We start from the raw sequence: 21,286 nt of genomic DNA, 5'->3' as shown, positions 1-21,286 counted from the left end.
TTATGACGATCACCGCCATTTTGCGCCAGCGGGCGGGGCACAAACGCACCTTTGCCCTGGCGATGCCGATGATACTGTCCAACGTCACTATCCCCTTGCTGGGGTTGGTGGATACGGCCGTGATCGGCCATCTGAGCGACGCCTATTTCCTCGGAGGCGTGGCCGTTGGCGCCATGATTATAACCTTTTTGTTCTGGATGCTGGGATTTTTGCGCATGGCCACCACCGGCCTGGTGGCCCAGGGCTACGGGGCCGGCGACGCCCTGGGCCAGCTTCGGGTGCTCTACCAGGCCGCTGTGATGGCGCTGATCCTGGCTGCCGGGCTGCTGCTGTTGCAGGGGCCGCTGCTCCAGTTGGCCCTGGCTTTAGTGGGGGGCAGCGACGCGGTGCAGCACTACGCCGCCCTCTACTTCTCCATCCGGATCTGGAGCGCGCCGGCGGCGCTGTTGAACCTGGCGATGCTGGGCTACCTGCTGGGTCGGCAGAGCCCCCGCTCCGCCATGTGGCTGCTGATCGTCACCAACAGCATCAACATCCTGCTGGATCTCTACTTCGTGGTGGGACTGGAGTGGGGCGTGGCGGGGGCCGCCTGGGCCAGCGTGCTGGCGGATTACGGCGCCCTGGCGCTGGCTTTGGTGCTGGTATGGCAGCAACTCACGCCTGAGCTGCGCCGCCGGGAGACCCTGGCTCAGTTGACCCTGGCCGGCAGCGGGCGCCTGCTGGCTCTGAACCGGGACATCTTTATCCGCACCCTCTGCCTGCAGCTGTGCATGGCCTTTGTCACCGCCCAGGGGGCGCGGCTCGGCGACGCCGTGGTGGCCGCCAACTCGGTGCTGATGAATTTCACCCTGTTGATGGCCTACGCCCTGGACGGTTTTGCCTACTCGGCAGAGGCCGAAGTGGGCCGCGCCAGTGGCGCTCGGGAGCGGGCGGGGATCAAATCCGCGGTGGTGCTCGGCGGCTTCTGGTCGGCCCTGACGGCACTGGCCTTCACCCTGGTGTTTGCCGTCGGAGGGGAGGGACTCATTGCCCTGCTCACCGACATCGATGCCGTACGGGACACCGCCCAGACCTACCTGCCCTGGGTGGTGATCTACCCACTGCTGGCCTTCACCTGCTTCCTGCTGGATGGGGTCTACATCGGTGCAGCTAAGGGGGCGGCGATGCGCAACACCATGCTGATCTCCGCCCTGGGATTTTTTGCCCTGTGGTGGCTGGCCAGCCCCTGGATGGGGGGTAACCATGCCCTCTGGCTCGCCTTTTGCGGCTTTATTGCCCTGCGCAGCCTGACCCTGTCCGGCCACTTCGTCTGGTCCTGGCGTCGGGGTCACTGGGCGGGTTAGCCAGGTGGCCCAGCAGCGCTTGGCGGGCCGCGAAAAAGCGGGCGAAGGATTGCGCCAGCCGCGGTGTCAGGGGCCGTTCCTGGGGGCCTTGCTCATCCAGATAGAAGCAGCGGATCCACTGATGCTCCAGGTCCACCAGGCAGTAGTGATGTCCTGGGACGCATTGGCGCAGGCACTCCGAGGGGGCTTGACCATGCCAGGGGATCAGGGGGCTTTGACAGGGGGCCTTGGCCAGGGCAAGGCTGCGAGCCAGTGAAGGGCGCATGGGCGATGTCCAACGAAGGTTGAGACCGCAGTTGTAGCCCAAGGGATGGCGGGTGTGTCTTAGGGACGGAGTGAGCGGGGAGAAGCACACCGCCGGCGCAAGGCCGGCGGTGTGAGCGATCAGAAGTAGGAGTGTTCGCCGTGCTCGTGCTCGGTGACGTCCTTGACGGCGGACAGCTCACCGGAGAACTCCTCCAGCAGCTGCTTCTCGATGCCGTCTTTGAGGGTCACATCCACCATGGAGCAGCCGTTGCAACCGCCGCCGAACTGGATCACCGCCACGCCATTGTCGGTCAGCTCCATCAGGGTGATGTAACCGCCGTGACTGGCCAGCTGGGGGTTCACCTGAGACTGGATCACGTATTCGACGCGGTCCCGCAGCGGGGCATCGTCGGCCACTTTACGCATCTTGGCGTTGGGGGCCTTGAGGGTCAGCTGGCTGCCCAGCTGATCGGTGACGTAGTCGATCAGGGCCTCTTCCAGGAAGGGGGCGCTCTTCTCATCCACCATGGCGTTGAAGCCATTGAAGGTCAGCTCGATGTCGTCCTCTTCCACCGCATCCGGCGGGCAGTAGGAGACGCCGCATTCCGCCTGCGGAGTTCCCGGATTGATGACGAAGACTCGAATGTGGGTGCCTTCCGACTGGGAAGACAGGAGCTTGGCGAAATGGGCCTGAGCGGCATCGGTAATGGTGATCATACGGGCTCTCTTAAAACCTGAGCGGAAGACTCGGATATCCCATGATACTCCGAATGGGCTGCCGATTATAGGGCCAGAGGGTGAACCCCGTCACGCTTTGCTGGCCCCAAGGACACCGCCGTTGTTACACTGACAAGTCATAACGATAACAACCGGTTCATGGACGATGCGTATTTTGCTTTCTTTCGGAGCGGCACTGCTGACTCTGCTGTCAGCCCTCTCCCCCCTCCAGGCTTCCCCGCTGTCGCTGTTGGCCCCCGAGGCGGCCCATCAGGCCGAGATCACTACGCCGGAGGCCCATTTTGATGGCGCCGTGGGCAGCCGTCACCTGCGTCACGACGAAGTGAGTGGTTACTTGCAGGTGTTGGCTGAGCAGAGTCCGCGGGTGACGCTGGAGAGCATTGGCCGCAGCTACCAGGGCCGAACCCAATTGGCGGCCATCATCACCAGTGAGGCCAACCAGGCCCGCCTGCCCCAGCTCCTGGCCGAGCGCCAGGCGGTGGGTCGTGGTGAGCGCAGCGACGGGCCCCTGGTGATCTGGCTGGCCTACTCCATCCACGGCGACGAAGCCAGCGGCCTGCACAGCAGCGCGCTGTTTGCCTACCACCTGGCGGCCAGCCAGTCCGAGGAGGTGCGGCGTTGGCTGGCGGAGGCGATCATCGTCATCACCCCCAGCCAGAACCCCGACGGCAACGACCGTTTCGCCAACTGGGCCAACGGCTACCGGGGCCGGGTGGCCAGCGGCCACAACTGGCACCGGGAGCACTACCAGGGCTGGCCCTCCGGACGGGTAAACCACTACTGGGCGGATCTCAACCGCGACTGGCTCTACCAGGCGCACCCGGAGAGCCGGGGCCGGGTTGCCTTCTTCCAGCGCTGGTTGCCCCACGTGGTCAGTGACTACCACGAGATGGGCCATCAGAGCAGCTACTTCTTCCAGCCCGGGGTACCCGAGCGCACCCACCCCCTGACGCCGGAGCAGAACCAGGAACTCACCGCTCGCATCGGTCGCCACCACGCCGAGGCCCTGGACGCCCTCTATCAGCCCTATTTCGCCCGGGAAGCCTTCGACGACTTCTATTACGGCAAGGGTTCCACCTACCCGGACATCAATGGCGCCGTGGGGATCCTGTTCGAGCAGGCCACCGCACGGGGCCTGGAGCGGGACAACGATCGGGGCGGTGTCACCCTGACCACCGGGGTGCGCAACCACCTGGCCACCTCCTTCTCCACCGTCCGCGGTGCCCTGGCCGAGGCCGAGGCGCTCAAAGGCTACCAGTCGCAGTTCTTTGCCGAGGCGATGAAGCAGGGCAAAGGGCGTCGGGGGGCCGGCTACCTGGTGTCCGCCCGGGGCGACGCCAACCGGCTCAAGGCCTTCGCCGAGATCCTCGCCAGCCATCGCATCGAGTTCCAGTGGCTGACCGAAGCGGTGGAGCAGAACGACCAGCGCTTCGATACCGGGGATCTCTTCGTGCCCTTTGCCCAGCACCAGTATCGACTGCTGGAGGCGCTCTTTGATCGCCGGACCGAGTTTGCCGACAACACCTTCTACGATGTCTCCGCCTTCTCCGCCGAACTGGCCTTCGATCTGACCCTGGCCGAGACCCGGCGGGCTCCGCCGCGCTCCACCAAGGCCCCGGAGCCGGCGGCCGTGGATTACGCGGCACCGGCCCTGCAATGGTTGATCCCCTGGCAGGATCGTCTGGCTCCGGCGGCCCTGAACCGCTTGCTGGAAGCCGGGATCCGGGTGCGTTTTGCCGAAGCACCGGGCCGCTTGAGCGGACGGGACGGAGCCCTGGATTACCAGCGCGGCGCCTTGACGGTGTTGGGGGATCAGCCGGGGCTGGCCAATGCCCTGGTGTCCATCGAGCGGGAGCTGGGGATCCAGGCTCAGCCGGTGATCTCCGGTCAGGCCCTGGCCGGCTCGGATCTGGGCAGCCGCCGTTTCCATGCGGTCAAGGCGGTGAAGCCGGCGATCCTGATCGGCCGCGACGTGAGCCAGTACGAGGCGGGGATGCTCTGGTACTACCTGGATCGGGTGCTGGGTATCGAGACGGTGCTGCTGGATGGGGAGTACTTCAACCGCGCGCCCCTGTCGGAGTTCACCCACCTGTTCCTGGTGGACGGCGGCTACACCAAGCTGCGCAGCGGGGCGGACCGGATCCGCCGCTTTGTGGATGGCGGGGGCACCCTGGTGGCCTGGAAGCGCGCCGTGGCCCGTCTGGCTGACTGGGACCTGGTGGCCATGGAGGTGAAGCAGCGGGACTTCTTCGAGCCGGAATTCGTCCACGCCGGTGACGCCCTGCAGTTCGCCCACCGGGATCACCAGGACGCCCGTCGCACCATCGGGGGCGCCATCGTCAACTGGAAGCTGGACAACACTCATCCCCTGGGCTTTGGCCTGGGCGCCAGCCTGCCGATGATGAAAGATCGGGAGATCTCCCTGGTGGCCAAGGAGCGCGCCGGGCGGACCGTGGCCCATTATGATGAAGGGTTGCTGCTGTCCGGCTTTATGGCGCCGGAGTACCAGAAGGCGCTGGCCGGAGAGGTGGCGGCCCAGGTGCAGTCCCAGGGTCGCGGCCAGTACGTGCTGCTGGCGGACAACCCGCTGTTCCGCAACTTCTGGCTGGGGGCCGAATACCTGGTGGCCAACAGCCTCTTTATGGTGCCGGCACTCAACTGAACCGGGCTGGGCTCATGGCGCTGGCCAGGGCCCAGTATTGACTGACCCCATGGCCCTCCCGGCGCAAGCTGGCGGCCAGAGCGGCGAAGGTGGCCCCGGTGGTCACCACGTCGTCCACCAGCGCTAGCTGGGCCCGGGCCGCCCCGGGCACCACCTCGAAACACCCCACCAGATTGCGCCGTCGCTCGGCGCCGCTGAGACCATGCTGGTCCCGGGTCCGGCGTACCTTGCGCACCAGCTCCGGGGCCACCGGCAGGCTCAGCCGTTGCCCCAGGGCGTTGGCGATCAGCAGTGCGTGGTTGAAGCCCCGCTGGGGCAGCTTGCTCGGGTGCATGGGCACCGGCACCAGGAGGTCGGGGCGGGGCAGAGCGCCCAGGGCCCACAAATCGGTGATCCGCTGGGCCAGGGCGTCGCACAGTGGGGGCAGCAGGGCCAGTTGGCCGTGGATCTTGATGGCACCGGTCAGGTAGCCCGGGGGACTGTGGTAGGGGAAGGCGGTCACCAGCGGGCGCCAGCGCTTTCGGGCCAGGCAGGGGCCGCAGCGCCAGGGCACCGGGGCCGGCAGCGGGCCGGTGCAGCCGAGGCAGAGATCCCCGGGGTCGTGGTCCGACAGGCACACGTCGCACAGCCCCTGTCCCTGCGACAGGGGCTGCTGACAGAGCAGGCAGCGGTTGGGTAAACTGCGCTCCAACTGACGCAGCAAGCGTCCCAGCAGTAAGGAAACGTCCATGTCCATAGCCTCCAGCCTAGCCAAGCCCGGCCTGCACATCCAATGGCAGGGAAGTGGTGAGCCACTGCTCCTGCTCCATGGCTGGGGGATGAACGGCGCCGTCTGGCAGGGCCTGGCGCCGCAATTGGCGGACTTGGGGTTTCGCGTCGGTGCGGTGGATCTGCCGGGCTTTGGCGCCTCTCCCGCCCTGGGCAGTGGCGATCGCCTCGAGCCTTGGGTGGACGCCCTGCTGGCAAGCTGTGACGGGCCGGTGCACCTGCTGGGCTGGTCCTTGGGGGGACTGGTGGCGCAAAAGGCGGCCCTGTTGGCGCCGCAACGGGTCCGCAGCCTGGTGACCCTGGCCAGCTCGCCCTGTTTCCAGGCTCGAGACGGCTGGCGGGGGATCCCCCCCGAGGTCCTCAGCCAGTTTGCCGAGCAGCTGGCGACGGATCTGCCCCGCACCCTGGAGCGCTTTTTCGCCCTGCAGGCGATGGGCTCCCCCAGCGCCAAGGCGGACGTGCGGGCCCTGCGTCAGGCGGTCTCCGGGCGGCCGGCGCCGGATCCTCGGGCCCTGGCCGGGGGATTGACCCTGCTGGCCGAGGTGGACCTGCGTGTCGAGCTGGCGGAGATCGCCTGCCCCTGGCTGCGCCTCTATGGCCGACTGGATGGCCTGGTGCCGGCCCGAGGGGTCACTGCAGTAGATCGGCTGGCTCCCCAGTCCCGGTCTCTGGTGCTGACCAAGGCGGCTCATGCCCCCTTCATCTCCCACCCCGCCGAAACCGGCGAAGTGCTCAAAGCGTTTTACCTAAGCCTCTGATTGGTTGATAATTAACCAGGGAGGTGTCGCCACCGTGTTCCTGGTTTCCAATTTTCCCAATGTTCCCATTGCCACCACCAATCCGGCCACCGAGAGTGCGCAGCTGGAGGCGGCGGCGCGGGTGCCCATCAGCCGTCCCGAAGCGCTGAGCAAGAGTGCGGCGGAGCGGGCGCTGGATCCCGAGCGGGAGCGACCGGTGGTGGAGCGGCAAGAGGAGCACGCTTCCGAGGAGCAGGCGCAGGAAGAGGGGCAATCCAACCCGGAGCAGGAGGCCCAGGCCCCCCTGAGTTGGCGCGAGGCCCTGGCCCAGGCCCGGCCGGTGATGGAGCGGCCCGGCAGTCGGCGCCGCAGCAGTGAGACGCTCCCCGCCCCCCATCCGGCCTCGGCGCTGGACCCCTCCGCTTACCAGCGCTTTGCCGCCATTGTGCAGCGTCACTACGCCCGGGCGGCCGAGCCGGCCAGCCCTCCGGGATTCGAAGCCCGCACCTAGGGGCGGTTAGAAGGTGTAGCGCAGACCGATGCGACCCCCGGCCAGGCTCTGAACGTAGTCCCGCTTGCCACTGGCCACCAGAAAGCTGTGATGCTCGTAATCCAGGGTCAGCGCCAGCTTGGGGTGGAAGCGCCAGGCGGTGCCCAGCCCGGCGTGAATGTCTGCGCCGCCGCTGGCCAGATCCATCCCCTGTCCCCCCTCCCAGATGATCGCCTTCTGCTTGAGGTACACCGCCCCCAGGCCTAATCGACCGGAGATCTCCCAGCTCGCCCCCAGGGCGCGGTGAAAACGGGCGGTGGTGGTGAAGCTGTGGAAGGTGTCGCGCCAGTAGTGGAACGCAGAATCCTGGATCTCGTAGCTGCCCAGGTGGTTGTAATGCACCTCCATGTCCAGCCAGGGGGCGAGCGGCGCCGCCGCGTAGAAGCCCCAGCTCAGGTCACGCTGCTCGAAGCGGTAATGGTCGTACAGGCCGTCGGTATCGTAGCGCACCTGGCCAAAGTGCAGGCCGAGACGTTTGCCCTCGGTATCAAACAGGGCCTGGGCCGGCAGCGCCGTCAGGACGATAAGCAGGGTCAGTAGAGCACGCATCTGGACGCCAAAGTCGATGGATGGGGCGTCGCAGGGTAGGGCGTTGCCGAGCGGTTGACCAATGACCGCTACTGAACAGCGTGATTAGACTGGTTTATCAGACCTCGCCAAACGTCAGACAGCCTGTCGTCAGGGGTGGGTCGTCAAATGTTGGCGTGCGCTGTGGCGCAGCATCTGTGCCAGGGTCTGGACCAGCCATAAGGTGACGGCCGGGTGGCTGTGGCCCCGGTGGTAGTAGGCGAGCATGCTGTGCTCCAGGTAATGCCGCGCCACATCCAGCTCCAGCAGGCGAAACTCCGGGTCTTGTTTGGGCATCACCAGGCGGCTCATGGGATAGCAGTAGGGCTGTTGCCTGAGCACGTTGAGGATGGCTTGGGGCGAGGTGGAGCGAAACCGCACCTGGGCGCTTTCGCCGTGGGCTTCCAGCACCTTGGAGATCAGTGGCACCCGATCGTTGACACCGGGGTTGATAAGGCAGGCCAGGCCATATGGGGCCAGTTGGGCCGGGGTGATCCGCTCGCCCTGGAAAGGATGGCTGTGGTGCACCAGCAGCGCCCCGGTTTCGGTGATGAGGGGGGCCGACACCAGCTCCTTGGAGAGCCCGGTAACATTGATATTGACCGCCAGGTCGAGCTCACCATTGAGCAGCTGTACCTGGGTGTTTACCCCCCAGTCCACCAGCTCCAGTGACGCCTTGGGGGCGACTCGGTGGATGGCCCGAAACAGCTCGGCGCCGAAGTAGTAGGCCAGGTGGGGTGCCAGGGCGATGCGCAGGCGGCTGTCCAGTTGGGCCGGATCAAACGCTTCGGCGTCGTTGACCGCCTCGGCTAACCCCTCCAGGGCCGGCTTGAGGCGCTCAAGCAAGGCCTGGGCGACCTGGGTGGGGGCCATGCCGCCGCGCACCTTGATGAACAGCTCATCCTCGAAGTGGTGGCGCAAACGCTGCAGGGCGTGACTGACGGCGGGCTGGGTGACGTGCAGCCGCTCGGCGGCTCGGCGCATGTTGCCCTCCTGGGCCAGCACTTGCAGGGTTTTGAGCAGGTTGAGGTCCAGGTTCTGGAAGCGATCTTTGGCCATGGGGTCAGAAGCTCGTTGGTGATAAACACAGCTTATCAGCTTTATCAGCCCTGAGAAGCGTTTCAGCGATATAAGGTAAGTTGCTGTAAATAATGAAGTAAGTGAGGTTTGTGGCGGCATTGCGCGTCCGTTGGGTAAGCCCAGGGTTCACAACTTGGTCGCTCAGAATTGCGGCAAGGGGGGAGGAGGGCAGAATGGCCCCGAAAAAACCGGACACCGATGGGATGGGGTGTCAGACCGGGCAACGGCGGCGCGAGGAGTGCAACAGCCGTCCCCTTAGGAGCCGATAATGATTCAACGTGTTTCCCTGGCCGCGGCCCTTTTCCTCAGCACCGCCGCTGCCGCCCAAGTGCCCCACCAGTTCGAAGCCGGTACCGCCGCCAAGGCCAGCGAAGTGAACGCCAATTTCGACTACCTGGCCCAGGCTCAGGCCGCCAGTGATGACCAGGTCAGCGCCCTCTCCACCGAGGTGAGCGACCTGCAAAGCCACCTTGGCGAATTGCAGGAGCGGGTTGACCAGCTGTTCCCGGAGTACGACGGCCACCTGTGCGCCAGCATCGACATCGGTGCCCAGGACACCTACGCCGGCGTGCGCTTTATCAGCAGCGCCTTCACTCTGATGGACATCGATGGCACCCAGAATCGCCTGCAGCTGATGGTGCCCCTGGCCCCGCAACCCCAGCCGGAGGTTTCCCAGGGGGTGATCAGCGCTGATTTTGCCGGCAGCAGCAAGCACCTCAAGTTCTGTCAGCACACCGCTCGCCTGGACAACGTCTTCCGGGTGGCGTACGACCTCAGCGATGCCGAGCAGGTGACCGCCCACTTCTACACCGAGGCCCGCCTGACCGTCACCCACCCGGAGCACGGCAACATCTGGTTCAGCAACGAGGTGCGTTTCGACCTGGGCCAGGTAAGCTTTTCGCGGGACGACAGCGGCGACTACCAGCTGCAGCCGGAGCAGTTGCCCAGCCTGGAAGCGATCGAAGCCGCCCTGTTGGGGGGCTACCAGGTTTACTTCCACTCCAGCCTGAGGTGAGGTGCCCATGAAGCCTGTGGTGATCCTGGCCGGTGCGCTGCTACTGGCCGCCTGCGGCAGTGACCGCGAGTCGAACGACGGGGGGATGACGCCGGTCAACCCCATCGAACCGCCCGCCAGCACCGAGGTGGTGCTGATCTGGGACAGCGAACACTGGGACCAGGCCGACTGGCAGTGAACGCACAAAAAAGCCGCCCCAAGGGGCGGCTTTTTGATCTCGAGCGCGTTGCTCAGCGACGCTTCTTGGCGTTGGCAAAGGCGTCGGCGAAGGCGCCGGAGAGGGCCCCGCCAGAGGAACCTGCCCCCTGGCCTTTCTGGGGCCGCCGGGCTGGGCGCTCGCTGCGGGCCTGGCCTGTGCCGCGCTGACTGCGCTGTTCGCCGGGCTGATCGTCCAGGCGCATGGACAGACCGATCCGTTTGCGCTCGATCTCCACCTCCATCACCTTCACCTTGACCACGTCGCCGGCTTTGACCACGGTGCGCGGATCCTCCACGAACTTGTTGGACAGGGCACTGATGTGCACCAGGCCGTCCTGGTGGACGCCGATGTCGACAAAGGCGCCGAAGTTGGCCACGTTGGTCACCACCCCCTCCAGCACCATGCCGGGCTCCAGATCGGAGATCTTCTCCACCCCGTCGGCGAAGGCGGCGGTCTCGAACTGGCCCCGGGGATCCCGGCCCGGCTTGTCCAGCTCCTTGAGGATGTCGGTGACCGTGGGCAGGCCGAAGCGCTCGTCGATGAAATCCGCGGCCCGCACGCTTTTGAGCACCCCAGAGTTGCCCACCAGCGCCTCGACGGCGACCCCGGTGTGGGCGCTGATCCGGGCCACCACCGGGTAGGCCTCCGGGTGCACCCCGGAGCCGTCCAGCGGGTTCTTCCCCTGGGCGATGCGCAAGAAGCCGGCGCACTGCTCGAACGCCTTGGGCCCCAGCCGGGCCACCTTGAGCAGCTGTTTGCGATCGGTAAAGCGGCCATGCTCGTCGCGGAACTGGACGATGTTCTGGGCCAGGGTGCGGGTCAGGCCGGCTACCCGGGTGAGCAGGGGCACCGAGGCGGTATTGAGATCCACTCCCACCCCGTTTACGCAATCCTCCACCACGGCATCCAGGGAGCGGGCCAGCTGAGTCTGGCTGACGTCGTGCTGGTATTGGCCGACGCCGATGGACTTGGGCTCGATCTTCACCAGCTCCGCCAGGGGGTCCTGCAGCCGGCGGCCGATGGAGACAGCACCGCGCAAGGCCACGTCCAGCTCGGGAAACTCCTTGGCCGCCACTTCCGAGGCGGAGTAGACGGACGCCCCCGCTTCGCTGACCATCACCTTGGTCAGGCCGGGGCGCTTGAGCGCCTTGATGAGCTCGCCGGCCAGTTTGTCGGTCTCCCGGGAGGCAGTGCCGTTGCCCACGGCAATCAGCTCAACCCCGTGGGCGGTCACCAGCTTGGCCAGCACCGCCAGGGCGGCGTCCCAGCGGTTCTGTGGGGCGTGGGGGTAGATGGTGTCGGTGGCCACCAGCTTGCCGGTGCCGTCCACCACCGCCACCTTGCAGCCGGTCCGCAGGCCGGGATCCAGCGCCAGGGTGGGGCGCATCCCCGCCGGAGCGGCCATCAGCAGGTCCGAGAGGTTCTCGGCGAACACCTTGATGGCGTCGGTTTCGGCCCGCTCCCGCAGATCCCCCACCAGCTCGGTCTCCATCGCGAGGCTGACCTTGACCCGCCAGGTCCATTGGCACACCTGCTGCAGCCAGCGCTCGCCGGCGCCGTTGCCGGTAGGCACCTGGAAATGGTTGGCGATGATCTGTTCGCAGTAGGAGGAGCGATCCCCTTCCTCTTTGCCCGGATCCGCGTCCAGCGACAGCGCCAGCACCCCCTCGTTGCGGCCCCGCAGCATCGCCAGGGCCCGGTGGGAGGGCACCTTGCTCAGGGGCTCCGCGTGGTCGAAGTAGTCGCGGAACTTGGCGCCGGATTGCTCCATGCCCGCCACCAGCTGGCTTTTGAGCAGGGCGTTCTGCTTGAGGTGGGTCCGGATCGTTGCCAGTAGGGTGGCGTCTTCGGCGAAGCGCTCCATCAGGATGGCCCGGGCACCGTCCAACACCGCCTTGGTGCTGTCGAAGCCGGCCTCGGCGTTGAGGTGCTGGGCGGCCAGGGCTTCCGGATCCTGGTTCGGGTTGTCGAACAGGCCGTCGGCCACCGGCCCCAGTCCCGCCTCCAGTGCGATCTGCCCTTTGGTGCGGCGCTTGGGCTTGTAGGGCAGGTAGAGATCTTCCAGGGCGGTCTTGGTGTCGGCCCCCTCGATGGCGGCGCGCAGCGCGTCGGTCAGTTTGCCCTGCTCCTCGATGGACTTGAGGATGGCGCCGCGGCGCTCACTCAGCTCCCGCAGGTAGCCCAGTCGGGTTTCCAGGGTTCGCAGCTGGGTGTCGTCCAGGGTGCCGGTAACCTCTTTACGGTAGCGGGCGATAAAGGGCACCGTGGCCCCCTCGTCCAGCAGGGTAACGGCGGCGTGCACCTGCTGGGGACGCACTCCCAGCTCCTGGGCAATGGTGTGTGAAATCTGGTCCATGTTGACAATACTTGCTTTGACCCGCCGCAGCGGGATACAAACGGAAAAATGACGGTCACCTTAGCACAGGTGACCTCGGAGTTTTTTAACGGATCTCGATTGGATGAAAAAGGCGAATCTCATCACTAAAGACGGCTGGAACGCCCTGGAAGCGGAATTGAAGTACCTGTGGAAAGAGGAGCGTCCCCGGGTCACCCAGGCGGTGTCTGACGCGGCTGCCCTGGGGGATCGCAGTGAGAACGCCGAGTACATCTACGGCAAGAAGCGACTGCGGGAGATTGACCGGCGGGTGCGCTTCCTCTCCAAGCGGATGGAGGTGTTGCGGGTGGTGGAGCCGGACCCCCGCCAGGAGGGCAAGGTGTTCTTCGGCGCCTGGGTGGAGCTGGAGAACGACGACGGCGACACGCAGCGCTACCGCCTGGTGGGGCCGGACGAGTTCAACGTCAGCGAGGGCAAGCTCAGCATCGACGCGCCCCTGGCCCGGGCCCTGTTGGGCAAGGCGGTGGACGACGACGTGGTGGTGCGCACCCCAAATGGGGAGCAGACTTTTTACATCAATGAGATACGATATAAGCCATTCGTGGATTAGGGGAGAGACGGGATGAATCAGGAGACCACCAAAGTCCTGGTTGTGGATGACGACATGCGACTGCGCAGCCTGCTGGAACGCTACCTGGTGGAGCAGGGGTTCCAGGTGCGCTCGGCGGCGGACTCGGAGCAGATGGATCGCCAGCTGGAGCGGGAGAACTTCCACCTGCTGGTGCTGGACCTGATGCTGCCCGGCGAGGACGGCCTCTCCATCTGCCGCCGCCTGCGTCAGAAGGGCAACGAGATCCCCATCGTGATGCTCACCGCCAAGGGGGACGAGGTGGACCGCATCATCGGCCTGGAACTGGGTGCCGACGATTACCTGCCCAAGCCCTTCAATCCCCGCGAGCTGCTGGCCCGCATCAAGGCGGTGCTGCGCCGCCGTCCCAGCGAAGTGCCCGGCGCCCCGGCCCAGGAGGAGACCGAGGTGGTGTTCGGCGACTATCGGCTGAACCTGGCCACCCGGGAGATGTTCAAGGGCGACGAACCGGTCTCCCTCACCTCCGGCGAGTTTGCCGTGCTCAAGGTGCTGGTGAGCCATCCCCGGGAGCCCATGAGCCGGGATAAGCTGATGAACCAGGCCCGGGGCCGGGATTACAGCGCCCTGGAACGCTCCATCGACGTGCAGGTCTCCCGTTTGCGGCGGCTGATCGAGGAGGATCCCTCCAACCCCCGCTACATCCAGACCGTGTGGGGCCTGGGCTACGTCTTTGTGCCGGACGGCAGCGCCCGCTAGTGCACTGGCGCATCCTGCCCCGCAGTAACTTTGGTCAGACGGTGCTGCTGATCGGCTGCTTGCTGCTGATCAACCAGCTGGTCTCCTACGTCTCGGTGGCGGTCTACGTTATCAAGCCCTCTACCCAGCAGATCAACCAGCTGCTGGCCCGCCAGGTGGAGCTGGTGTTCAAGGATCTTCAGCTGGACCTGGACACCCTCACTCCCCTGGACGCCATCCGGGAGAAGCTGTCGGAAGATCAGCACATGGAGGCCTTCTCCATCCCCGAGGCGCGCAAACAGGGGCTGAACGAGGCCACCTACTATCGGGTGCTGTCGGATCAGATGAGCCAGTACCTGGGCGGCGACGCCGAAGTGCGGATCACCGGCGGTGATCGCTACCTGATCTGGATCCGCCCGCCTCAGGCGCCGCAGATTTGGCTGCGGGTGCCCCTCTCCGGGTTCGACGAGTCCCACATCAGTCCATTGACCATCTACCTGATGGTGATCGGCCTGCTCTCGGTGCTTGGCGGCTGGTGGTTCGCCCGTCTGCAGAGCCGGCCCCTGCGTCGCTTGCAGCGGGCCGCGCTGCAGGTCTCCCGGGGCCACTTTCCCAAGCCCCTGCCCCTGTCCGGGTCGGCGGAGGTGATGGAGGTGACCAAGGCGTTCAACCAGATGGCCCGCTCCATGGCGGAGCTGGAAGCGGACCGCAACCTGCTGCTGGCCGGGGTGTCCCACGACTTGCGCACCCCGCTGACCCGCATCCGCCTTTCTACCGAGATGATGAGTGAGCAGGACGCCTTCCTCAAAGAGGGGATCGAGGCGGACATCGATGACATGAACGCCATCATCGACCAGTTCATCGCCTTTATCCGTGGCCACCAGGACGAGGAGATCCGGGCCCAGAGCCTGGACGAGTTGCTTCAGGACGTGGCCCAGCAGGAGGAGGTGCGCAGCCAGGACATCGAGCTGTTGCTGGGCGACACTCCGGCCATCAAGCTGCAGCCGGTGGCCATCAAGCGGGTGATCGCCAACCTGGTGGAGAACGGCCTGCGTTACGGCAACGGCTGGCTGCGACTGAGCTCCGGCACCGAGCGAGGCTGGGTCTGGTTCAAGGTGGAGGACAACGGCAGCGGCATTCCCCTGGCGCGGCTGGATGAGCTGTTCGAGCCCTTCAAGCAGGGGGACACCGCCCGGGGCGGCGCCGGTTCCGGCCTGGGGCTGGCCATCGTCAAACGGATCGTCGACCGCCACGGCGGCGAGATCCACGTGGCCAACCGCCGCCAGGGGGGGCTGGAGGCCAAGGTTCGCCTGCCCCGGGATACCGGGGAGTAGGAACAAAAAAAGCCGCTCAATCGAGCGGCTTTTTTCTGGCTGGGGCTCAGGCCTTGGGGCCAGCCTGGACGATGGTCTCGGAGACGTCGTACTTGGCGAAGTTCTGCTGGAACTCGCCGGCCAGCTGGCGGGCGTATTGGTCGTACTTGTCGCCGTCGGCCCAGGTCTGCTTGGGATTGAGCAGGGCCGGGTCCACACCGGGGATCGCCTTGGGCACCGCCAGGTTGAGGATCGGCAGCTGCTCGGTCTCCACCTCGGCCAGGGCGCCAGAGACGATGGCATCGACGATGGCTCGGGTAGTGGGGATGTCGAACCGCTGGCCCTCACCGTAGGGGCCGCCGGTCCACCCGGTGTTCACCAGGTAGACCTGGCTGCCGAACGCCTGGATCCGCTCCATCAGCAGCTCGGCGTAGACGCCGGCAGGACGGGGGAAGAAGGGGGCGCCGAAGCAGGTGGAGAAGGTGGACTCGATGGCGGCACTGGAGCCGATCTCGGTGGACCCCACCTTGGCGGTGTAGCCGGAGAGGAAGTGGTAGGCGGCGGCCTCCTTGGACAGCTTGGCCACCGGCGGCAGTACCCCGGAGACGTCGCAGGTCAGGAACACCACGGCGCTGGGCTCCGCCCCACGGTTGACCTCGATGCGCTGGCCGATGTGCTCCAACGGATAGGCGGCGCGGCTGTTCTGGGTCAGGGAGCTGTCACCGTAGTCGGGCTGGCGCGCGTCATTGAGCACCACGTTCTCCAGCACGCTGCCAAAGCGGATGGCGTCCCAGATCACCGGCTCGTTCTTCTGTGACAGGTCGATGCACTTGGCGTAGCAGCCGCCCTCGATGTTGAACACCCCGCCCGGGGCCCAGCCGTGCTCGTCGTCGCCGATCAAAAAGCGCTTGGGATCGGCGGAGAGGGTGGTCTTGCCAGTGCCGGAGAGGCCGAAGAACAGGGTGGTGTCGCCCTGCTCACCCACGTTGGCGGAGCAGTGCATCGGCAGCACGCCCTTGGCGGGCAGCAGGAAGTTTTGCACCGAGAACATCGATTTTTTCATCTCGCCGGCGTAGCGCATGCCCGCCAGCAGGACCTTGCGCTGGGCGAAGTTGATGATCACCGTGCCATCGGAGTGGGTGCCATCGCGCTCGGGATCGCACTGGAAGCTGGGGACGTTCAGGATCTGCCACACCGGCTTGTTGGCCCGGTTGTAGTGCTCGGGCACGATAAAGAGGTTGCGGGCAAACAGCTGGTGCCAGGCGGTTTCGGTGCGCACCGACAGGGGCAGGTAGTGCGCATCGTCGGCCCCCACCTCCAGTTCACCCAGGAAGTGGTCCCGGCCATCCAGGTGGGCTTCCACCCGTTGCCACAGGGCGTCGAAGCGGTCCGCGTCGAAGGGACGGTTGACCGCGCCCCACTCGATGTCGGCGGCGGTGCTCGCCTCCTGTACGATGAATCGGTCCTTGGGGGAACGGCCGGTACGGTGGCCGGTTTCGACAACCAGGGCGCCGTTATCTGCAAGGCTGCCTTCCTTGCGCGCCAGGGCGGCCTCTACCAGCTGTGCGCTGGAGAGGTTTTGCCAGATCACTGACATAGGTGAACTCCTCGGTCCATTTAGTGAGTTATGCGGGCGGCTTCAAACCGCCTCTTTATTGGCCGGAAAGTGTATATCAGGCAGGCGGTAATGGCGACATGCGTGACCGCTATCACATTATATGCGGTGTAAAAAAAGCAGGGCATGGCCCTGCTTTTTGGTCGACGTCAACGCCTCAGTGCTGGGCACTGGAACCGCCGGTCTGCCCCTCCTGGGCCGCGGCGATGTCGATGGCATCGAAGCGGTACTGGGCGCCGCAATAGTCGCACTGCATCTCGATCGCGTCCTGCTCTGCCAGGATGGCCTGCAGTTCGGTGGGATCCAGGGTGACGATGGCGGACAGGCTGCGCTCCCGTGAGCAGCTGCAACGGAACACCACCGGGCCGGGCTCGAACACCTGCACCGACTCCTGGTGGTAGAGGCGACGCAGCACCTCCTCCGCCGGCAGGTCAAACAGTTCTTCGGCCTTAACGGTGTCGGTCAGCTGCTCCAGGTGCTCGAACTCCACGTCGCTGTCGACGTTGCTGGCGGGCATCTCCTGCAGCAGCATGCCGGCGGCGTGCTGGTCGTTGGCGTGCAGCCACAGCCGGGTACGCAGCTGCTCGGACTGGGCAAAGTACTGCTCCAGACAACCGGCCAGGGTGGGCTCGGTCAGCCCCACCACGCCCTGGTAGCGCTCGCCCTCTTTGGGGGTAATGGTGATCACCAGGTGGCCCTTGCCCACCATCTCCTGCAGGGTGCCGGAGGGCACCTCGTCCTGGCACCGGGCCACGCCCCGCAGGGCCTGCTGGTGGGTGCCGTTGATCACCATCAGGCGCAGGGGGCCGTCCCCCTGGATCTGCACCGCGATCTCCCCTTCGAACTTGAGGATGGCGGTCAATAGGGAGGTGGCTGCCAGCATCTGCCCCAACAACTGACGCACCGGAGCCGGGTAGTCGTGGCCGGCGATCATCTGCTGGTAGCTTTCGTTCAGTTGCACCAGTTCGCCTCGGACATCGGCCTGATCGAACAGGTAGCGATACAACTTGTCGGTCATCGTCTTACTCATCCTGGTTTTTGAAACGCATCAGCGCTCGGCGCTGCTTCTTGTCTGGCCGGCTGGCCCGGGGATCCGCGTCCGCCATCAGGCGGCGCTGCTCGGCCCGTTCGGCCCGGCGTTCGGCACTGGCCTGTGTCTCATCATAGAGGGCCTGGGCCAGGGGGGCGCTCAGGCGCTTCTCGGACAATCCGGTCACCACCACTTCCTTCTCATCCAGCCCCTGCCAGAGTCGAATGACGGCGCCGACCTCGATTTTACGCCCGGGCTTGCATCGCTGCCCGTTCACCTGCACCTTGCCTCCGGCGATCATCTCCTGGGCCAGGGGGCGGGTTTTGTAAAAGCGCGCGGCCCACAGCCACTTGTCGAGACGCACGGCGTCGATGGAATTTTGGTCGCTTCGTGGTTGTTTTGACACACTAAACCCCTACGCTTAAGAAAAAGGGGAACGCTTCACAGCAAATAAGGGGCGCACAAACTAGCATAATCGCTCTTTTTGTGCCATTTCCCCTGTAATGGGGCCCCTTGGCTTGTTGGGGGGTATGGCGTAAGTTAGCATGATGCAAGCATATTTATTGGATGTTACCGGCCCTCAGGGCCGATGACACGGACACCGTTTCCACCGCATGGACTATTCAATTCCGATCCAACGGATGCTGGCCAAAGTGCCTCAGGCATCCCTCGCCAAGGGGCTGACCCTGGTACTGGCCCTCTGTGCCCTGTACCTGGCGGCCCTGATCACCTGGCAACTGATCCCGCTGTCGGATCAGGGCGGTGCCACCTGGCGGCCCACCCCTCAGGGACAGGTCTCTGGCGGGGGCAATGCCTCTCTGGATGGCCTGATGGCGCTGGAGCTGTTTGGCCAGCCCGATCGGGAAGCGGAGCAGACCGAAACCGCCGCCCCGGTGCAGCGTGACCTCATCACCGACGCCCCCAAGACCACCCTGCGCATCCTGTTGACCGGCCTGGTGGCCAGCAGCGTCGAGGAGCGGGGCATCGCCATCATTGAAAGCAGTGGCAGCCAGGAAACCTACGGCATCGGTGACAAGATCAAGGGCACCAACGCCAGCCTCCACGAGGTGTACGCCGACCGTGCCATCATCCTCAACCAGGGCCGCTACGAGACCTTGATGCTCGACGGGGTGGAGTACACCCGGGAGCTCACCTCGGAAACCCAGCGCCTGCGAGAGCAACCCCAGGCCGCGGTGGACAAGCGCGACGACGCCGAAACCGCCCAGGCCCTGCAGGAGGCCCGGGACGCCATGCTCGACGATCCGGGCAAACTCACCGATTACCTCTCCATCTCCCCCGTCCGTGACCGTGAAACCGGCGGATTGCGGGGATATCGAATCAACCCAGGCAAGAACCGGGAGCTGTTTTTGCAGTCCGGTTTGCAGCCCAATGATCTCGCGGTGTCCATTAATGGCTATGATCTCACCAACATGAGTGAGGCCATGCAGGTGATGGCGCAACTGGCTGAATTAGACGAAATGTCCGTGATGGTGGAGCGGGAGGGTCAACTGACCGAAGTCCTGTTCGCCCTGCCCACGCAATAAAAGAATCAAGGCGAAGGAAGCACAATGAGCAACAAGCAGCGTCGACTGCCCCGGGTGCGTAACGGCATTGCCGCTGGCCTGCTGGCCGGCCTGGCCCTGTTGGGGGGGAACGTGGTGGCCGCGGACGCCCAATACGCCGCCAACTTCAAAGGCACCGACATTCAGGAGTTCATCAACATCGTTGGTAAGAACCTGAATCGGACCATCATCGTGGACCCCACCGTGCGCGGAAAGATCAACGTCCGCAGCTACGATCTGCTCAGCGAGGAACAGTACTACCAGTTCTTCCTCAGCGTGCTGCAGGTGTATGGCTATGCCGTGGTGGAGATGCCGGGCACCAACATCATCAAGGTGGTGAAGGACAAGGACGCCAAGGATTCCAACATCCGCGTGGCGGACGACGCCTACCCCGGTGAGGGGGACGAGATGGTCACCCGCATCGTGCCCCTGTACAACGTGGAAGCCAAACAGCTCGCGCCGCTGCTGCGCCAGCTCAACAACAACGCCGGTGGCGGTAACGTGGTGAACTACGACCCCTCCAACGTGCTGATGATCACCGGCCGCGCCGCGGTGGTGAACAAGCTGGTGGAGATCGTCAAACGGGTCGACCTGCAGGGGGACACCCGGGTTGAAGTGGTGCGTCTGGCCTACGCCTCCGCCGGCGAGATGGTGCGGATCATCGATGCCTTGTATCGCGGTGGCGGCCAGCAGCCGGCCACCGGCACCGGCTCCGTCCCCAAAGTGGTGGCGGATGAGCGGACCAACTCCGTGGTGATCTCCGGTGATGAGCGGGCCCGTCAGCGGGCCGCGGCCCTGGTGCGCGAGCTGGACCAGGACATGAAGAGCGCCGGCAACACCAAGGTGATCTACCTCAAGTACGCCAAGGCGGAAGACTTGCAGCAGGTGCTGTCCGGCTTTGCCGAGAGCCTGCAGCAGGACGAACAGGCCGGGGGCAGCCAGGGCCAGCGCCGTCGCAACAATGAAATCACCATCATGGCCCACGTGGACTCCAACGCCCTGGTGATCAACGCCCAGCCGGACCAGATCCAGACCCTGGAGAGCGTCATCCGTCAGCTGGACATCCGCCGTGCCCAGGTGCTGGTGGAAGCGATCATCGTGGAGATCGCCGAGGGCGACGACGTCGGCTTCGGGGTGCAGTGGGCCTCCGCCGACGGCGGCCTCATTCAGTACAACACCTTCGGCACCACCATCGGTGAGATCGGCGCCGGGATCTGGGATGCCCGGGAGATCCCCGGCAGCACCGTCTGTACCGAGAACGGCACCTGTACCGAGAACGAACCCACCCAGGGTGACATCACCGCCCTGGCCTCCGCCCTGTCCAAGGTGAACGGCATGGCCTGGGGTGTGGCGATGGGCGACTTTGGCGCCCTGATCCAGGCGGTGGCCTCGGACTCCAACTCCAACGTGCTGGCGACGCCCTCCATCACCACCCTGGACAACCAGGAAGCCAGTTTCGTGGTGGGTGACGAGGTGCCGGTGATCACCGGCTCCACCTCCGGCTCCAACAACGACAACCCCTTCACCACCGTTGAGCGGAAAGAGGTGGGGATCAAGCTGACCGTGACCCCGCAGATCAACGAGGGCAATGCGGTGCAGCTGGAGATCGAACAGGAGGTCTCCAACGTCAACGGCCGTACCGCGGTGGACGTGACCTTCGGTAAGCGTACCCTGACGACGACTGTGCTGGCGGACTCCGGCCAGACCGTGGTGCTGGGCGGCCTGCTCAATGAAGATGTGCAGGAGAGCACCTCCAAGGTGCCGATCCTCGGCGACATCCCGGTCATCGGCCACCTGTTCAGCTCCACCAGTTCGCGTAAGACCAAGCGCAACCTGATGATCTTCATCAAGCCGACCATCATCCGCGACGGCCCCAGCATGGCGGGGATCGCCGGTCGCAAGTACAACTACTTCCGCGCCGAGCAGCTCGAGCAGCAGGAGCGCGGCATCAAGCTGATGCCCAACACCGACGTGCCGGTGCTTGAGGAGTGGGTAACCCCGGACGGCATGAGCCCGGAGATCCACGAGATCCTGATGCGTCACCAGAGCGGTGAGTCCATGGCCACCCCGCTGCGTGACGAGAACGCCTGGATGCAGAAAGCCCTGGGCGAAGAGCCGGAAGCGGGCGCCGAGGCGACCCCGGAGACGCCGGTTCAGGAGACCGAGAATGAGTGACCTCGATCATCAGCCTGAGCTGGATCC

The 21,286-nt window shown here is 65.4% G+C and carries 19 protein-coding genes; 11 read left to right on the top strand and 8 right to left on the bottom strand.

Features of this window, described 5'->3' with window-relative positions; translation table 11 throughout:
* The first annotated feature begins 2 nt into the window (after positions 1-2).
* On the top strand, positions 3-1,343 hold the full coding sequence (gene dinF, locus KUV81_RS18180) for an MATE family efflux transporter DinF (RefSeq protein ID WP_222545318.1): 1,341 nt from the start codon (positions 3-5) through the stop codon (positions 1,341-1,343).
* A 384-nt stretch (positions 1,344-1,727) separates the two neighbouring features.
* Here dinF and nfuA read toward each other — a convergent pair whose 3' ends face one another.
* The gene (gene nfuA / locus KUV81_RS18175; RefSeq protein WP_222545317.1) at positions 1,728-2,306 is read right to left on the bottom strand and encodes a Fe-S biogenesis protein NfuA; all 579 of its coding nucleotides are present in this window, start codon (positions 2,304-2,306) and stop codon (positions 1,728-1,730) included.
* Between the two features lie 166 nt (positions 2,307-2,472).
* On the opposite strand from nfuA, the gene KUV81_RS18170 reads away from it, so the two are divergent.
* A complete protein-coding gene (locus KUV81_RS18170; RefSeq protein WP_222545316.1) occupies positions 2,473-4,989 on the top strand; it encodes a M14 family zinc carboxypeptidase in 2,517 nt (838 codons plus the stop codon).
* On the opposite strand, the gene KUV81_RS18165 is transcribed toward KUV81_RS18170, so the two are convergent.
* Positions 4,982-5,719 carry a ComF family protein gene (locus tag KUV81_RS18165; RefSeq protein ID WP_222545315.1) on the bottom strand — a complete coding sequence of 246 codons (738 nt, stop codon included), beginning with the start codon at positions 5,717-5,719 and terminating at the stop codon, positions 4,982-4,984. The genes KUV81_RS18170 and KUV81_RS18165 overlap by 8 nt on opposite strands.
* Here KUV81_RS18165 and bioH point away from each other — a divergent pair.
* Together bioH and KUV81_RS18155 are read left to right on the top strand one after the other, a co-directional pair.
* Positions 5,718-6,515, top strand: a complete 798-nt coding sequence (bioH, locus tag KUV81_RS18160) for a pimeloyl-ACP methyl ester esterase BioH (protein ID WP_222545314.1) — start codon at positions 5,718-5,720, stop codon at positions 6,513-6,515. The genes KUV81_RS18165 and bioH overlap by 2 nt on opposite strands.
* A 34-nt stretch (positions 6,516-6,549) precedes the next feature.
* A complete protein-coding gene (locus KUV81_RS18155) occupies positions 6,550-7,005 on the top strand; it encodes a hypothetical protein (protein ID WP_222545313.1) in 456 nt (151 codons plus the stop codon).
* A 6-nt stretch (positions 7,006-7,011) separates the two neighbouring features.
* Here KUV81_RS18155 and KUV81_RS18150 read toward each other — a convergent pair whose 3' ends face one another.
* Positions 7,012-7,593 (bottom strand): outer membrane beta-barrel protein, encoded by a 582-nt coding sequence (locus KUV81_RS18150; protein WP_222545312.1) that lies wholly within the window; start codon positions 7,591-7,593, stop codon positions 7,012-7,014.
* A 129-nt stretch (positions 7,594-7,722) separates the two neighbouring features.
* Positions 7,723-8,670: a LysR family transcriptional regulator gene (locus KUV81_RS18145; RefSeq protein WP_222545311.1), complete on the bottom strand. Its 948-nt coding sequence runs from the start codon at positions 8,668-8,670 to the stop codon at positions 7,723-7,725.
* Positions 8,671-8,959: 289 nt separating this feature from the next.
* Here KUV81_RS18145 and KUV81_RS18140 point away from each other — a divergent pair, with 289 nt between their 5' ends.
* Both KUV81_RS18140 and KUV81_RS18135 read left to right on the top strand, forming a co-directional pair.
* Positions 8,960-9,706: a hypothetical protein gene (locus KUV81_RS18140; RefSeq protein WP_222545310.1), complete on the top strand. Its 747-nt coding sequence runs from the start codon at positions 8,960-8,962 to the stop codon at positions 9,704-9,706.
* A 7-nt stretch (positions 9,707-9,713) separates the two neighbouring features.
* Positions 9,714-9,884 carry a hypothetical protein gene (locus KUV81_RS18135; protein ID WP_222545309.1) on the top strand — a complete coding sequence of 57 codons (171 nt, stop codon included), beginning with the start codon at positions 9,714-9,716 and terminating at the stop codon, positions 9,882-9,884.
* A 52-nt stretch (positions 9,885-9,936) separates the two neighbouring features.
* Here KUV81_RS18135 and KUV81_RS18130 read toward each other — a convergent pair whose 3' ends face one another.
* Entirely contained in the window at positions 9,937-12,261 is a 2,325-nt protein-coding gene (locus tag KUV81_RS18130; RefSeq protein ID WP_222545308.1) for a Tex family protein, read from the bottom strand.
* A 103-nt stretch (positions 12,262-12,364) separates the two neighbouring features.
* Between KUV81_RS18130 and greB the strand changes: the two genes are divergently transcribed.
* The 3 genes from greB to envZ are packed head-to-tail and all read left to right on the top strand — an operon-like array spanning position 12,365 to position 14,898.
* The gene (gene greB / locus KUV81_RS18125) at positions 12,365-12,850 is read left to right on the top strand and encodes a transcription elongation factor GreB (RefSeq protein ID WP_222545307.1); all 486 of its coding nucleotides are present in this window, start codon (positions 12,365-12,367) and stop codon (positions 12,848-12,850) included.
* Positions 12,851-12,862: 12 nt separating this feature from the next.
* Positions 12,863-13,585 (top strand): two-component system response regulator OmpR, encoded by a 723-nt coding sequence (gene ompR / locus KUV81_RS18120; RefSeq protein ID WP_222545306.1) that lies wholly within the window; start codon positions 12,863-12,865, stop codon positions 13,583-13,585.
* Positions 13,585-14,898, top strand: coding sequence for a two-component system sensor histidine kinase EnvZ (gene envZ / locus KUV81_RS18115; protein WP_222545305.1), 1,314 nt, complete (start codon positions 13,585-13,587; stop codon positions 14,896-14,898). Before ompR ends, envZ begins: the two co-directional genes overlap by 1 nt.
* Positions 14,899-14,944: 46 nt before the next feature.
* Here the strand turns inward: envZ and KUV81_RS18110 are convergent, their stop codons facing one another.
* The 3 genes from KUV81_RS18110 to KUV81_RS18100 all read right to left on the bottom strand — a co-directional run bounded on the left by KUV81_RS18110 (position 14,945) and on the right by KUV81_RS18100 (position 17,928).
* Positions 14,945-16,474, bottom strand: coding sequence for a phosphoenolpyruvate carboxykinase (locus tag KUV81_RS18110; RefSeq protein WP_222545304.1), 1,530 nt, complete (start codon positions 16,472-16,474; stop codon positions 14,945-14,947).
* A 175-nt stretch (positions 16,475-16,649) separates the two neighbouring features.
* On the bottom strand, positions 16,650-17,510 hold the full coding sequence (gene hslO, locus KUV81_RS18105; RefSeq protein ID WP_409995577.1) for an Hsp33 family molecular chaperone HslO: 861 nt from the start codon (positions 17,508-17,510) through the stop codon (positions 16,650-16,652).
* 4 nt (positions 17,511-17,514) lie between these two features.
* Positions 17,515-17,928 carry an RNA-binding S4 domain-containing protein gene (locus tag KUV81_RS18100; protein WP_222545302.1) on the bottom strand — a complete coding sequence of 138 codons (414 nt, stop codon included), beginning with the start codon at positions 17,926-17,928 and terminating at the stop codon, positions 17,515-17,517.
* A gap of 208 nt (positions 17,929-18,136) precedes the next feature.
* Between KUV81_RS18100 and gspC the strand changes: the two genes are divergently transcribed.
* Both gspC and gspD read left to right on the top strand, forming a co-directional pair.
* Complete coding sequence (gene gspC / locus KUV81_RS18095) at positions 18,137-19,066, top strand: type II secretion system protein GspC (protein ID WP_222545301.1); 930 nt, start codon at positions 18,137-18,139, stop codon at positions 19,064-19,066.
* Positions 19,067-19,090: 24 nt separating this feature from the next.
* Positions 19,091-21,259 (top strand): type II secretion system secretin GspD, encoded by a 2,169-nt coding sequence (gene gspD / locus KUV81_RS18090; protein WP_222545300.1) that lies wholly within the window; start codon positions 19,091-19,093, stop codon positions 21,257-21,259.
* Positions 21,260-21,286: the final 27 nt, after the last annotated feature.

The organism is Ferrimonas balearica (assembly GCF_019802085.1).
GTDB lineage: Bacteria > Pseudomonadota > Gammaproteobacteria > Enterobacterales > Shewanellaceae > Ferrimonas > Ferrimonas balearica_B.
The sequence above is the reverse complement of the archived record's forward strand: the minus strand, read 5'-3'. Positions and strand labels throughout refer to the sequence as shown.

Bases quoted from the DNA above. Each gene is read 5' to 3' on its own strand.
- dinF (WP_222545318.1), top strand. From the start codon at position 3: ATGACGATCACCGCCATTTTGCGCCAGCGGGCGGGGCACAAACGCACC.
- nfuA (WP_222545317.1), bottom strand. From the start codon at position 2,306: ATGATCACCATTACCGATGCCGCTCAGGCCCATTTCGCCAAGCTCCTG.
- KUV81_RS18170 (WP_222545316.1), top strand. From the start codon at position 2,473: ATGCGTATTTTGCTTTCTTTCGGAGCGGCACTGCTGACTCTGCTGTCA.
- bioH (WP_222545314.1), top strand. From the start codon at position 5,718: ATGTCCATAGCCTCCAGCCTAGCCAAGCCCGGCCTGCACATCCAATGG.
- KUV81_RS18165 (WP_222545315.1), bottom strand. From the start codon at position 5,719: ATGGACGTTTCCTTACTGCTGGGACGCTTGCTGCGTCAGTTGGAGCGC.
- KUV81_RS18150 (WP_222545312.1), bottom strand. From the start codon at position 7,593: ATGCGTGCTCTACTGACCCTGCTTATCGTCCTGACGGCGCTGCCGGCC.
- KUV81_RS18145 (WP_222545311.1), bottom strand. From the start codon at position 8,670: ATGGCCAAAGATCGCTTCCAGAACCTGGACCTCAACCTGCTCAAAACC.
- KUV81_RS18140 (WP_222545310.1), top strand. From the start codon at position 8,960: ATGATTCAACGTGTTTCCCTGGCCGCGGCCCTTTTCCTCAGCACCGCC.
- KUV81_RS18135 (WP_222545309.1), top strand. From the start codon at position 9,714: ATGAAGCCTGTGGTGATCCTGGCCGGTGCGCTGCTACTGGCCGCCTGC.
- KUV81_RS18130 (WP_222545308.1), bottom strand. From the start codon at position 12,261: ATGGACCAGATTTCACACACCATTGCCCAGGAGCTGGGAGTGCGTCCC.
- greB (WP_222545307.1), top strand. From the start codon at position 12,365: ATGAAAAAGGCGAATCTCATCACTAAAGACGGCTGGAACGCCCTGGAA.
- ompR (WP_222545306.1), top strand. From the start codon at position 12,863: ATGAATCAGGAGACCACCAAAGTCCTGGTTGTGGATGACGACATGCGA.
- KUV81_RS18110 (WP_222545304.1), bottom strand. From the start codon at position 16,474: ATGTCAGTGATCTGGCAAAACCTCTCCAGCGCACAGCTGGTAGAGGCC.
- hslO (WP_409995577.1), bottom strand. From the start codon at position 17,510: ATGACCGACAAGTTGTATCGCTACCTGTTCGATCAGGCCGATGTCCGA.
- gspC (WP_222545301.1), top strand. From the start codon at position 18,137: ATGGACTATTCAATTCCGATCCAACGGATGCTGGCCAAAGTGCCTCAG.
- gspD (WP_222545300.1), top strand. From the start codon at position 19,091: ATGAGCAACAAGCAGCGTCGACTGCCCCGGGTGCGTAACGGCATTGCC.